Genomic DNA, 13,835 nt, shown 5'->3' on the forward strand with positions numbered 1-13,835 from the left:
ATAATGCACAATGGCTCACAATAAGTAAACCACGTGGAATTTAATTTATTTATAAAAACAGGTATTTACTTGAATTTCGATAATGGATTTATTAATTTACCTTGAAACTGCAATGCATCAGCAGGATCCGTTAAGCTGACCATTTCAAAGTTATTTCGCAATTGCAGCCGGTTTAAGCAAGATAATGAAAAATCATCTTTAAACAAATCATGTTTCTCAAATCTTTCTGAAAATTCAGGAAATAGAGATTGATATTCACGAACACAATTTGCTACAAGAGACCAGAAATAATCATCTTTAATACCCATATGTTCAAATAAAATGACTGTTAAATGTCTAAAGAAACCATCAAAAACATCTATAAAAATAGATAATAATTCTAATTCAGTTGGTAAAGTAATCGCTAATTTACTCACTGGGTGATCCAACACTAAATCTGAATTTAATAAATAAGCCTCTTCCCCTGTATCTTTCATAATACATTTCACAGGCACATTATCTTTCATCACTAAAATAATGTTTTCCCCATGAGGCATAAACACAAGGTTGTGAGCATAAAAACAATGCAATAAGGGAGTTAAATAAACATTTAAATACTGAATTAACCATTCTTCTTGATTTAATGGAGAGTCTTCTATCATCAATGGTAATAAGGCAACTCCTTTCACATCAACATGAAGTAATGCAGCCATAGTTAATGATTTCTCATTCGACTCGATTAAATGCGCTGGACTTTCTCTCCACAATGCTGACAGCATTTTTTTATAGGGATTTGAATCTTTGAACTGATAATCATACACACAACTTTTATAACCAACAGCAGCCACTTCTCTTAACATATGAAAATTGGTTGTTTTTAAAAATTCATCATGATTAATTAGGTTATATAACCAATCATTGATTTTAGGTAAATTAGCCATATCATGGGAAAACAAACCACGAATATATCCCATATTCAAAATAGATAATGCTGTTTTGATATAATTTCGATGAGGTGCCGTATTATTATACATTGTTCGAATAGATTGTTGAGCAAGATATTTATCAGAACTTCGCCCCAAATAGATTAAACTCCCCTCAGCTAAGTCAGCTGAAAATACATTAACAATTTTATTATACCATTGCCAAGGATGTACTGGGATTAACATATAATCACTCATTGAATGGCCTAACTCAACTAATTTTTTTTCAAATTTATCAATTGTATCTATATCAAGCTCATTATGAATCAAGGTTTGGTAATCTAAATCCTTTAAAGATGAGAAAAAAACTTTATTAATTTTTGCTGCAAGATAAATTAAAGCAACTTCTTCTCCAGCTTCAGGAGCATATTGATGATAATCAACGGCATCAAAGCCTATGCGACCATTATTTGCAATAAAAGAAGGATGTCCTTCATTCATCGATGATTCTATTTGTTGTAAATCCGCATGCACAAGCTCTGCAGATGATAATCTAGGCTGAGTATATTTATAAGCACTGCTGTATAATGTACTACTAATCTCTTCCATATAGGTCGCCAGATTGACTTCAGAAATGCCTAAACTTTCTCGGAATTCGACCACAAACAGTAATGAATCTAAAGAGACTACCTCATCATTTATTCTTTTTTCGATGGAATGTGTATCAATAAACCAATGTTCTAAAGTTAATTTTTTAGCTTTAAAAAGGTAACTCACATTAGGTTCATCTGCATCTAGACGATAATCTGCCCATGCATCTAAACGTGAAGACTCTTCAGATAATAAACATGGAGTAATAATTTGCTCATGAGCCAATTCTGCTATACATTTTTTCACATGTAATCGATTAACTAATTTCCAAGTCTCTTGATCTATTGCACTTAAAGCATAATCAGCATCATTATGCGATGAAAATTGCTTAGTTAATTGGTTCATAATAGATTTTCCATTGATAATTTCTGATAAAATATTTCTTTTGAGCAGAAGCCTAAATAAGATTTTTTATGCTTCAAGTAAATAATGTCATTAAAACTGAAACCAACTCGAACGCTTAATTTATGCATTTTTTTATTACGGTGATCAGGCTCAATAACCACTCTTACGGCCTGAAAATGGTTAAATAAAAACTCAAGCACGCAACAAAACACACAAAAAGTAAAATTTTTAACATACTTATTGGGTGGAGCAACTAGAATATGTAACCCAATATCACCATCACATACAGAATAATGCTGACTTAGCGGATCATTTCTAGGATCATAAACTTCAATCAAAAACTGAGGTTCATTATCTAGCCACCCAATAAAGACCTGAGTGCCACTCTCAATAATATTTGCATACTCCTCTACCACTTGATTTTTACTTTTTCCTTGTAATCCCCAAAATTCAGCATATGGCAAATTAATCCACTCATAAATATGCACTAAATCTTCAGGAAACTGTATGAGTTGAATACAAAATCGACCAATACCTTTAAAAGGTTGAGAATAATGCTTCATCTTAAATAACCTATGTTAAATAACGATTTCGTTAACTATTCAAATACTGCTAACTACAGCACCACAGTTTTTTCGTTATAATATTCTGATTTAAATAATGACATGAGAACAATCAGTGTTATTAAAAAGCCCAAACTCGACACATAAAATGGTAAGGTCAACTGATCCCCTAAAACCAATAGTCCTGAAATAAATGACGAGAAAATTAAACCAATATTTTGCATGAAGTAAACCTTACTAAAATCGGATGCATAAGCATCTGGTGTACTCATTTCAAAAAGAATCACTTCTAATCGTACTGTCACTTGAAACAATGATATGCCAAAAATAATTCGACCAAAAATCACTAACCAACTTAATTCTATTCCTTGCAAAGCAAGTCCGATACTGCCGGCCATCAAAGATAAAAAACAGACTTTTAAATGTGATTTACTCTGGCCATTCATATGGTTATAGTACAAAACAAATAGTGCAACCCAACCTGGAATGGAATAAACAATACCGGCAAGTAAATCATTATCAATTTGACTCACCTCCTTCCAGTAAGATGAAAAGAAAGGGCTTATAGTATAGGCACTGAAATAAAATAATGCAGATATAACACCAATCTTATAAACAAAACTTTTTGATCGACCCGTCGATTGATTTTCAGCAGACGTAATAACCTCAGCCTTAAAGGGAACATTTCTTGTCTGAATGACGACTAAACATACAATCACTTGTAAAATATCGGTTGATGCCATAATTAAATACACATCTTGGGGCTCAAATATTTCTAGCATGAATCCCCCCACCACAGCACCACCAATCGCACCAAGATGGACCAATGCAGAAAAAATACCAATTAAATTAAGATGGTTGCTTTTCTCCTCCAAACGTAAAATAAATGGGTACATCAATAAGTAGCTGGCTTTAAAGATAAGCATGGTTTGAGAAACAATCCAAAAAACCAATAAATCTGTAGTATAAAAACAAGCAACCCCTAATATCGCGGCTGCAATTTGGGTGTACACCCAAAGATGCAATTCATTGATTTTCTTAGCTACTCTTGCCCAAATTGGAAAAGCAAGCATAACCGTAAAACAACAAGTAGCGATATATATCCCCACATGTTCACTACTCTCAACATTAAATACTCGAGCAAAAAACTGCGGATAGAAAGGTAATAACATGGTATCAGCAATAACCGATACCAAAGTCAATAAAATTAAAGCAGATTTTAAATTCATGTTAAAGCAGACTCAGCAGAGATGAATGTCGCTGAACTATCTTGCTCGGCGCTCATACTTTTAAAAGGGCTAATTGGCGATGTCGGCGTATTAAATTGTTGAAACGCAATTTGACTCTCAACTTTATAATGTTCAACACCTGTAATCTCACGAAGTAAATAGGAATTACGATATGCTGCCATACCTAAATCTGGCGTGACAAATCCATGAGTATGTAATTCGGCATTTTGAACAAAAATATCCTGCCCCTGATGGTCGATACTGTAATTACGATTAACATCAAAGCGGCCATGTTGATCCCATTTAATACGATGGGTGATCCCTTCAAGAAAATCGGGCAATCGATAAGCGTAGCCCGTAGATAAAACCAACCCTTGCGTCAAAAGATGATAATGCTTATCTTGCTCTTCTTGATGAAATTCAAGCTGAATATGGCCATGATGTTCATCCATTTTTGCACCAATAAGATTAGCATTGGTGAGCATATTGACATTCACTTCACCCGATAAGCGTTTAATATACAAAAGATCATAAATATCATTAATCAAACAGCTATTAATTCCTTTATACAAATGCTTTTGATTTTTCATTAGCTCATCGCGTTTTTTCATCGGTAAGTCATGAAAGTAATCAACATATTCAGGTGAAGTCATTTCTAAAGTTAACTTTGAGTATTCAAGTGGATAATAACGCGGCGCGCGCGTTACCCAGTTCAATTGATAACCAAAAGTATCGATATCTTGCAGTAGATCATAAAAAATTTCCGCTGCACTTTGTCCACTGCCAACAATGGTAATCGACTCTTGCTGCTGTAATTTAGCCTTATCTTCCATATACGTAGAAGAGTGACTAGCAGCATGCATCACACTATCGCAAGCATCTGGAACATAAGGGGCTGGCCCTGTTCCTAGCACTAATTTTTTTGTCTTATAAAGTATGATTTCTTTCGTCTTTGTATTATTTGCCTCTAGCAAATAAAGCTGCTCATCTTCATCAAAAGACACTTTATTCACACAGGTATTAAATCGTACATTTGACAATTCTTGTGTCGCCCATTGACAATAATGATTATATTCTTGACGCATTAAGAAAAAGCTTTCTTTAATATAAAAAGAATACATTCTGCCTTGTTTTTTTATGTAATTAAGAAAACTTAAAGGATTCGTTGGATCAGCAAGAGTAACCAAATCAGCCATAAAAGGCGTTTGTAAGTGGGCGCCCTCTATCATCATGCCTGGATGCCAATCAAAACTTTCATTTTTATCTAAAAATAATCCACTTAAATCTTCAATAGGCTCAGAAAGGCACGCTAATCCTAAATTGAACGGACCTAAACCAATGGCAATAAAATCATAAATAGGATCTTGCATCATGTATTCCTTATATTTTTCTTATAATTAGAAAAAATCATGCTTGTACATGTAAATTAAAGAAGTGACGACCATGTTCTTTAATTAACAATAAAATATCTTCTAAATCCGACAACCTTGTACTCGGATTTAATAAGGTAAATTTTAAATAACGTCGACCGTGCACTTGAGTACTGGCAACAACAGCTTCACCCGATCGGAATATGGCTTTACGAATATGCTCATTTGCCCGATCGATTTTCTCAGGTGATACATCATGATCTGGAATATAGCGAAATACTAAGGTACTGATTTCAGGTTGATGGATCACATCGATATTGCTATCAGCTTCATATAACACATAAGCTTGCTGAGCCATGTCCATCACTTGTTCAAAAATAGCCCCTATTTTATTTGGACCCATAATGCGCATGGTTAACCATAACTTCAAAGAATCAAATCGGCGCGTCGTTTGAATACTTTTATTAACTAAGTTCGGAGTACCTTCTAATTGCTGACTTAGCGGGTTTAAGTATTCCGCATGATGAGTCACTACCGATAAATTCGATTTATCTTTAACAAAAAACGCACCACAACTCACTGGTTGAAAAAATGATTTATGAAAATCAACAGTGACCGAGTCTGCTCTTTCAATACCATTTAATAAATGACTATGATTTTCTGTGACTAATAAACCACAACCATAGGCTGCATCAGCGTGCATCCATAAACCATATTTTTCACATAAGTCTGCAATTTGATTGATGGGATCAATACTGCCAAAATCTGTGGTTCCCGTTGTGGCAACGACAGCAATAGGAATAAGACCTTGTTTTAATGTATCAATAATACGGCTTTCTAATACTCTCGTATCCATTTTGAACTTGTTATCAACAGGAATGGATACTACGGCATCATAGCCTAACCCTAAAATAGCCGCTGATTTTTGCACACTAAAGTGACTGCTTTCAGACGTAAAAATTCTGAATTTATTTGCATCACTGGGTAATCCACGCTCTTTGATTTCATAACCTGGCTCTCTATTAGAACAAAATGCATCACGCGCAAGCAACATGGCCATTAAATTTGATTGGGTCCCACCACTGGTAAAGATACCGTCACCATTAGTACCAAAACCAATACGTTTAGCCGTCCAGTCTAATAATGTTTGTTCAATTAACGTGCCGCCTGCACTTTGATCCCAAGTATCCAGAGAAGAGTTAATGGAAGATAAAATTAATTCAGCTAAAATAGCAGGGTAAACAATAGGACAATTTAAATGAGCTATATATTTAGGGTGATTAAAATAAACAGCGTCATTTAAATAAACATTTTCTAATTCGTTTAATGCATCAGAGATATTTTCAAATGGCATGTCTAAATTAATATTGTCAAACTTAGGCGCTAATTCATGAGGTAAAATCCCTGTAAATGGACCATCTAGATGAGTCAATTGCTTATTAATTAATGATAGACCTTGTAATATGCCCTTTTCATATTCCGCTAAGTTATCACTATTAAAAATATACTGACGATTGTCTTCGTGATTGATCATTGCTGGCTGGACATTAATAGCAACGGATGTTTCAGTATTACTCATTATTATTCTACCCTTAAACGACATTAAAACAGTCAAATTGAAATAAGGATCCCAATACTAGGATCAGCTATTTTATAACACTCAATACAATCACTTTTATTCATTAATATGCTTAAAAGTCAATCGTTCACGCCTTACGATTCTGTACGCTCCCAACTACACCTTTAGTCTAAAGAATCAAAGAAAACGCTAACTATAATGATAACCATTATCATTTGCAATCCTATTCATAAAAAAAACATTCACAATTCACAAAAAAACCACGGCATCAACTCTAAACTGAGTTCAAATAGCAGACAGGTCAAACTTAATTAACTGAAATTAAATAAATATTTTTAAATAAAAAATAAGGTTTTATGAGAAAGAATAAAAAGTAAAAAATCGTAAGGATCACCCTAACAATGAGACTTTATTGGTATCGTCGTAATATATCTAAAAGATAATAAAAATGTAAATTAACTGCTAAGATCTGTCTTTTTAAGCCAGCAGGCTTGTCCATGTAATACTGCAAAATCAATATCTGGTTTCAGGATGTGTGAAAAAGCGTCACTCTAGGCATGCTCTATACCCGCCTCAAAAAATCTGACCTTTATTCGTAAAGCGCAATGAGTCTAATTCTGCGTTAGAATAAATATGACAATCTTAATCACTCTTATTGACAAATTTATCACTTACTTATACATCACTTAATAGTAGCAAAACTCCCCCTCCCCTTTTAGATGACATCTGTCCACAAACACATCATCACTGATAGAAACGCGTTAAAGCACTTTAAAAACCAAAACAAAGAATAAAATCAATTCGTTACATATATACTTAAGTCATAATACAAAAGGTATATATTCTTTTTCTTTAAAAAAGAAGGAGAGTTGTTTATTCTTTCCATTGAATTAATTTGAATAAAAAGGGTGTGTAGATCCATGCTTGTAGCCAATAAGAAGACAGATATCGTCAATCAACTCCCTCTTATATTGGCAGGTCCCATTTTACGCCATTGTGACGAAACGCACTTTACTCTATGGTTTGTCAGCAAAATACCATTAAACCAACTGCAATTACAATTAGACAACACCCCCTTTAATCGAACACTCTGTGATGATGAAATTTATTGCATTCAACTCGGTCAGCATGCCTATCAATACCTCATTACAATCAATGAAAATAAGCTGCTTCCACAGCAGGTCTTAATTGGTTACAAATTAATCGATAACGAACTTGGCCCTCTTTTTAACAGCATCGCCGATTTATTATATGCAAATACCGAGACGCCACAATTTGTGATTAAACCTAATATTGATAATTTATTGCATGGCTCTTGCCGTAATCCCCATCATTTCAGTGATGATGGCCTTGTAAGAGCCGATAAGCATATTGCAAATAACCAAACAGCAAATAAACGACCTGCACTTTTAATGCTCAGTGGCGATCAAGTCTATGTTGATGATATTGCCGGCCCCATGCTTTTTGCAATTGGTAAAGTTATCAAAATATTAGGTCTCAATGAAGAAGCATTCACCGAAGGCACTGTGCCGAATAGCAGCTATTTTCGATATAACCCTTGTGATATGTATCAACGCCACAGTCAATTATTACCTAACACACAATATAAAGCGAAAACAGCCATCACTCGTTGGTATATTAATCATCCCATTTTTACCTCGTCAATAGCCGAAAACCACCTTATCAGCCTAGCTGAAATTATTGGCTTATACATGCTCACATGGTCACCAGAACTTTGGCGCTTTATCGATATTCCTGAAGAAAATACAGGTTTATTTCCTATTAACCAACAGCGCTGGGCAGAAGAACTCAAACACATTAAACAATTCATTAAAGGACTGCCTAATGTACGCCGATTATTAGCCCATTTGCCTACTTATATGATATTTGATGATCATGATGTTACCGATGACTGGAATCTAACCGCAAAATGGGAACTCGCCGCTTATGAACATGCTTTCTCGAAACGCATTATTGGTAATGCCCTTATTGGATATACCTTATTTCAAGGCTTAGGAAATGCACCTGACAAATTCCAAGCAGAGATAATCCCGCTTCTCAATCAATATTTTGAGAAGCCAAACAGTGAATATCAAGATAACTTGATACACACATTGTTAAAGTTCGAAAATTGGCATTATACCTTAAATACCTCCCCCAAATTAATTGTACTCGATACACGCACTCGTCGCTGGCGCAGTGAATCTAACTTAGGAAAACCTTCAGGACTCATGGACTGGGAGGCCCTCATGGATCTGCAGCAGGAATTATTAAATCAATCAAAAGTCATCATTATCTCTGCCGCCCCTATGTTTGGTGTGAAACTCATTGAAGCAGTCCAACGAATGGCAACGTTATGCGGAGGCTCCCTCTTAGTTGATGCTGAAAACTGGATGGCCCATCCCGGTACAGCAAATAGTTTATTAAGTATCTTTCAGCATAAGAAAACCCCAGAGCAATTTATTATTTTATCTGGCGATGTACATTATTCGTTTAGTTATGATATCCACTTACGATTTCGCAAAGGTGGGCCAGATATTTATCAAATCACTTGTAGTGGAATAAAAAATCAATTCCCCGATAGATTACTGAGTGCCTTTGATAAGTTAAACGGCTGGTTATATGGACATTTCTCTCCATTAAACTTACTCACCAAGCGTAAACGTCTATCGATTCGTGGGCGAAGACCTAATGGTCATTCAAGTCAAAGATTAGTGAATAATAGCGGTATAGGATATTTAGCCCTCAATGATAAAGGCTCTCCCACTCAGATCTCTGTCTTACATAGCGATATGAGCACGACAGATTTCCATCCTCCCCGTCAACATCGAAAAGAAATGAAAGATCTTCTTTAAGATTATTCAATTTTCAAACGAGCAGTATAAATCAAGGTAAAACATTCACAGTTAAACATTAAGCCATTAATGAATAATAAACATTCAATTGGCGCAGTTATTGCTTCAAAAACGGATAAAAAGCCCTAAACGCCCTAAAATACGGCGATATACCAGTTGTAAACAATAACAATACTTTGCTATAATATGCCGCTGTATTTACTTTTTCGTCGCGGGAAATCGACACGGGGTTGATTTTCTGTCTGTGAAATTTTTAACGCGCTTCATGCGTTTCCACAAGGCTACAACCCATGTCATCCAATGAAAAAACTTTCCGCGAACTCGGTCTAACCGAGCCTTTGTTGCGTGCTCTTGACGAACTTGGTTATGAAAAACCAACCCCTATTCAATCAGAAAGCATTTACCCTCTGATGGAAGGTAAAGATATTTTAGGTCAAGCACAAACCGGTACAGGTAAAACAGGTGCCTTCGCATTACCTTTATTAAACAGCATCGATCCAACCACTAACGCGCCGCAAATTTTAGTTTTAGCACCGACTCGCGAGCTTGCCGTTCAAGTTGCTGAAGCTTTTGGTAGCTACTCTAAATTCATGAAAGGCTTACATGTTCTGCCTATTTACGGCGGTCAGAGTATGCAACAGCAACTCAATGCACTAAGACGTGGCCCTCAAATCATTGTGGGTACACCTGGACGTGTAATGGATCATATGCGTCGTGGCACACTAAAATTAGCCACATTAAAAGCCATGGTGCTTGATGAAGCTGATGAAATGCTAAAAATGGGCTTCATCGACGATATCGAATGGATCTTAGAACACACGCCAAAAGAGCGTCAATTAGCATTATTCTCAGCCACTATGCCTGAGCAAATTAAACGTGTGGCGAATAAGTATTTAGATAACCCAGTACACATTAAAATTGCCTCTAGCCAAACAACCGTTGAATCCATTGAGCAACGTTTTGTACAAGTATCACAGCACAATAAACTAGAAGCCCTAGTACGTGTATTAGAAGTGGAAAATACTGAAGGTATTATTATCTTCGTTAGAACTCGTAATAGTTGTGTTGAATTAGCAGAAAAACTAGAAGCTCGCGGTTATGCATCATCACCCTTACACGGTGATATGAACCAACAAGCTCGTGAACGTGCGGTTGAACAGCTTAAGCGTGGAAAATTAGATATCCTGATTGCAACAGACGTTGCTGCACGTGGCCTTGATGTTGAACGTATTGGTCATGTTGTTAACTATGATATTCCGTATGACACAGAGGCGTATGTGCACCGCATTGGACGTACAGGACGTGCTGGGCGTAACGGTATGGCGATTCTATTCGTCACTCATAGAGAAATGCGTATGTTACGCACCATTGAGCGTGCAACTAAGAGTCGCATCGCACCAATGAATGTTCCTAGCCCTGAAACGGTCACTGAGCGTCGTTTGTCACGTTTAGGTGAGCAAGTATCAAGCATCATTGACAATGATTCTTTAGACTTTATGAAAGGTGCGGTTGCTCAACTTTGCCAACAGTTAGAAGTCGATACCGATATTCTTGCTGCTGCATTATTACAACAAGTACAAAAAGAACGCCCACTACAATTACCAGCTATTACTGAGCGCCAACGTGATAATCGCGACTCTCGTAATGAGCGTGGATCACGTGATCGTAATCGCCGTGGCGAATCTCGCCCAACACCAACGAACTTAGGCACAGCAGATCCTTTAAAAGATAACCCTGATGTTAAAATGTGTCGTTACCTTATTGATGTTGGACGTGACAATGGCGTTGGTGTAGGCAATATTGTTGGCGCTGTCGCAAATGAAGCGAATATTGATAGCCGTTATATTGGTCAAATTCAGTTATTTGACCAAATGACAGCAATTGATCTACCTGACGGTATGCCAAAAGATGTTCTGCAACATCTGCGTAAAGTACGTGTTTGTGGTAAAGCGCTCAATATTCGTGAAGCGAATGGCCAAACCGTAGAAGTCAGCGACAGCCGACCGCCACGTCGCCCACGCCGTTCTTCTGGCGATCGCCGCCCTTCTGGTGACAGAAAGTCACACCGTAAAGGACCAGCAAAAGACGCTGAATAAGCAAGTATTTATACCCCTTATTCAAGTCACATAAGCATCAAATAAAAGGAGCCTAAGGGCTCCTTTTTAGATTGCCATCAATTAATCTGACTGATTGAGTACCTCATATAAATGAGGATTCGTGGTGATAGGCGCACCCAACACTTTATTAAGCAAAATATAATAGGCATTAATACCTTTATCATAATCCAGCTGTGCATTCGATTCTTTATAGCTTAAAAGCGGTTTATTGTGATCCATAAAATCAGTAATAAATGATGATAATATCTGCCCGTCTTCTTGAATATCCGCAGAATTAAATTCAATAATACTGGCGCAGTGACTCTCATTTAAATCCCGAAACTGAGGAAGAAAGTAAGCAAAGTTGTCAAATTGATCTAATTGCATAGCCAGTGCATCGGTATCTTGCTGCCATAACTCATGAATGTAGCGCCACTTCGTTAGCTCGTCTGTTTCTGACTCAATATAATCATAAAAGCGTTCGTATGAATAAGCAGAATAATTCAAGTCTTTCTGAAAGTGAACATGGGCCAAACGATCATTTGGCCATTCTTGTGCTAATGCGCTGTTAATACTCCCCATATCATTGAGCTTAAAGTTCGGCAAATCCTCACTAATATAATCAATCACATTACTTAGACCCCAAGCCTGATTTATTTTATTATGCAGCGGTAGACTGGCAGCTTCGCTCCCTTGCAAAGCAGGAAAGATAGGGCCTGAATCATTAAACAAATAAGCAGTACTGGTCGGTGACATGTCACGACGTAATAAGTGGTAATTAACAAGAGAACCTGTTCCACCCGCACTGCAACCTGTCACCATCATACGAGAGGGTTGCTGCATATTATCTCTAAGCCATGCAGTAATTGCCCGCATATTCGCTAGACCGTTATGATGCCATTCTAATGGAGGATTCTCACCATTTGGATCTTCATAGGTTTCCACTTTATCACCCGCATAAATATCACCTGTACAATAAGGAACATAGATCAGATTCCAATCCTGCACTTCAGGGTGATCTTCATAATGGGGCGGAAAAATAAAAGGAGAAACCAAAGCCGTATTTAACTTAAAAATATAATTATCAGGGATCCCGTCAGGGTTCCTTGCCCCCCTCACGCCAGACTGACCGCTGCAACTTTCATAATCCCAACACGCACCTCCCCCTTCTAAATAAAAAAGGTAATTACGATTATCATTCACCCTTCTAACGTAAAACTTATACTCACTTCCGTTTCCACACATCGCACCTGTTTCTTCTGAAAGATTAACCTGTTGCCACAAATTAAATAAACCCGGTTTAAATCCATCTTCATAATCGACAGGATTAGAAAGTAATGGATATGGACCGCTTCTTTCATGCTCTTGAATAAGGTTATCTGCCTTAGGTGGCCAGATAATATTTAAAAAGCTCTGCCAAGATGAATAATTGCCATCATCATAAGCCATAGCAGAATGACTCATCATTAACAAAAAAAAACATCCCCAAAATTTATACATAAGGCACCTCAAATTTATTGTTGTCGTTTTAAACATAAGACAAAAACAATAAATTTCAATATAGGGACACTTTTTAAAAATCAGTTAGTTAAAAGGTATTATGAACAAACCCCCTAAGAAGAAAGAAGGCAAATTAAGGAAATAAAGAATCAAAATGATATAACAAAAAATAAACGAATCAAAATTCAAACAAACCAAATTGAATTGTTTTCAATTAGCGCTTACCATCTGTTTTACTCATCTGTTTAAGGCAAGATTGGCACACACACTGATGAGTATTATTCGCTAACAGAGAAGGGCGAGATGACTTAGAGAAACATTGCTGATGGCACCAGCAATCGCTCACTTTTTGTCCCACAACCACAGCGCATTCATTATTTTTAGCACACAACGGGCATTCAAGTTCAATGGGACGCATCATTTTCTCCGTTAACATTAAGCGCAATTAAAAATATTGACTCTAAAAATAAATCATAAAGAGTAATGGGTTAATATAACGCACTTAAACATCAACAGGAAGGAAGCTAAGATAGAAAAGATGGGGTGACTGATGGGGCTCGAACCCACGACAACCGGAATCACAATCCGGGGCTCTACCAACTGAGCTACAATCACCACTGTTCTAGATAATAATCATTAAGCTAAACGACCGATGATTATTTAAAAAGTGGTCGGTGATAGAGGATTCGAACCTCTGACCCTCTGGTCCCAAACCAGATGCGCTACCGGGCTGCGCTAATCACCG

General features: G+C 36.7%; 9 protein-coding genes and 2 tRNA genes. 2 read left to right on the forward strand and 9 right to left on the reverse strand.

The features are described from left to right. Positions 1-65 precede the first annotated feature (65 nt). From Q0976_RS04580 to Q0976_RS04600, 5 genes are read right to left on the reverse strand one after another with little or no spacing between them, the layout of a single operon-like run. Positions 66-1,898, reverse strand: coding sequence for an IucA/IucC family protein (locus tag Q0976_RS04580; RefSeq protein WP_299491448.1), 1,833 nt, complete (start codon positions 1,896-1,898; stop codon positions 66-68). Continuing rightward, positions 1,895-2,461: a GNAT family N-acetyltransferase gene (locus tag Q0976_RS04585; protein WP_299491450.1), complete on the reverse strand. Its 567-nt coding sequence runs from the start codon at positions 2,459-2,461 to the stop codon at positions 1,895-1,897. Before Q0976_RS04585 ends, Q0976_RS04580 begins: the two co-directional genes overlap by 4 nt. A gap of 53 nt (positions 2,462-2,514) precedes the next feature. Continuing rightward, a complete protein-coding gene (locus Q0976_RS04590; RefSeq protein WP_299491453.1) occupies positions 2,515-3,690 on the reverse strand; it encodes an MFS transporter in 1,176 nt (391 codons plus the stop codon). After that, a complete protein-coding gene (locus Q0976_RS04595) occupies positions 3,687-5,063 on the reverse strand; it encodes a SidA/IucD/PvdA family monooxygenase (RefSeq protein ID WP_299491455.1) in 1,377 nt (458 codons plus the stop codon). Before Q0976_RS04595 ends, Q0976_RS04590 begins: the two co-directional genes overlap by 4 nt. A 34-nt stretch (positions 5,064-5,097) precedes the next feature. Next, positions 5,098-6,639, reverse strand: coding sequence for an aspartate aminotransferase family protein (locus tag Q0976_RS04600; RefSeq protein ID WP_299491459.1), 1,542 nt, complete (start codon positions 6,637-6,639; stop codon positions 5,098-5,100). 920 nt (positions 6,640-7,559) lie between these two features. Here Q0976_RS04600 and Q0976_RS04605 point away from each other — a divergent pair. Beyond that, positions 7,560-9,494, forward strand: a complete 1,935-nt coding sequence (locus Q0976_RS04605; RefSeq protein ID WP_299491461.1) for an alkaline phosphatase D family protein — start codon at positions 7,560-7,562, stop codon at positions 9,492-9,494. A gap of 290 nt (positions 9,495-9,784) precedes the next feature. Further along, positions 9,785-11,590 (forward strand): DEAD/DEAH box helicase, encoded by a 1,806-nt coding sequence (locus tag Q0976_RS04610; protein WP_299491463.1) that lies wholly within the window; start codon positions 9,785-9,787, stop codon positions 11,588-11,590. Between the two features lie 81 nt (positions 11,591-11,671). Here the strand turns inward: Q0976_RS04610 and Q0976_RS04615 are convergent, their stop codons facing one another. The 4 genes from Q0976_RS04615 to Q0976_RS04630 form a co-directional block, all read right to left on the reverse strand. Continuing rightward, positions 11,672-13,090, reverse strand: coding sequence for a pectin acetylesterase-family hydrolase (locus Q0976_RS04615; RefSeq protein WP_299491465.1), 1,419 nt, complete (start codon positions 13,088-13,090; stop codon positions 11,672-11,674). 214 nt (positions 13,091-13,304) lie between these two features. Continuing rightward, positions 13,305-13,511: a cysteine-rich CWC family protein gene (locus Q0976_RS04620; protein WP_299491468.1), complete on the reverse strand. Its 207-nt coding sequence runs from the start codon at positions 13,509-13,511 to the stop codon at positions 13,305-13,307. Between the two features lie 118 nt (positions 13,512-13,629). Further along, a tRNA-His gene (locus tag Q0976_RS04625) sits at positions 13,630-13,705 on the reverse strand. Positions 13,706-13,758: 53 nt separating this feature from the next. Further along, positions 13,759-13,835, reverse strand: a tRNA-Pro gene (locus tag Q0976_RS04630).

This window comes from uncultured Shewanella sp. (assembly GCF_947501665.1).
GTDB lineage: Bacteria > Pseudomonadota > Gammaproteobacteria > Enterobacterales > Shewanellaceae > Shewanella.

What these genes read in the sequence shown, in the direction of transcription:
- Q0976_RS04605 (WP_299491461.1), top strand. Translation starts at nt 7,560, where the DNA reads ATGCTTGTAGCCAATAAGAAGACAGATATCGTCAATCAACTCCCTCTT.
- Q0976_RS04610 (WP_299491463.1), top strand. Translation starts at nt 9,785, where the DNA reads ATGTCATCCAATGAAAAAACTTTCCGCGAACTCGGTCTAACCGAGCCT.
- Q0976_RS04585 (WP_299491450.1), bottom strand. Translation starts at nt 2,461, where the DNA reads ATGAAGCATTATTCTCAACCTTTTAAAGGTATTGGTCGATTTTGTATT.
- Q0976_RS04600 (WP_299491459.1), bottom strand. Translation starts at nt 6,639, where the DNA reads ATGAGTAATACTGAAACATCCGTTGCTATTAATGTCCAGCCAGCAATG.
- Q0976_RS04590 (WP_299491453.1), bottom strand. Translation starts at nt 3,690, where the DNA reads ATGAATTTAAAATCTGCTTTAATTTTATTGACTTTGGTATCGGTTATT.
- Q0976_RS04580 (WP_299491448.1), bottom strand. Translation starts at nt 1,898, where the DNA reads ATGAACCAATTAACTAAGCAATTTTCATCGCATAATGATGCTGATTAT.
- Q0976_RS04595 (WP_299491455.1), bottom strand. Translation starts at nt 5,063, where the DNA reads ATGATGCAAGATCCTATTTATGATTTTATTGCCATTGGTTTAGGTCCG.
- Q0976_RS04620 (WP_299491468.1), bottom strand. Translation starts at nt 13,511, where the DNA reads ATGATGCGTCCCATTGAACTTGAATGCCCGTTGTGTGCTAAAAATAAT.
- Q0976_RS04615 (WP_299491465.1), bottom strand. Translation starts at nt 13,090, where the DNA reads ATGTATAAATTTTGGGGATGTTTTTTTTTGTTAATGATGAGTCATTCT.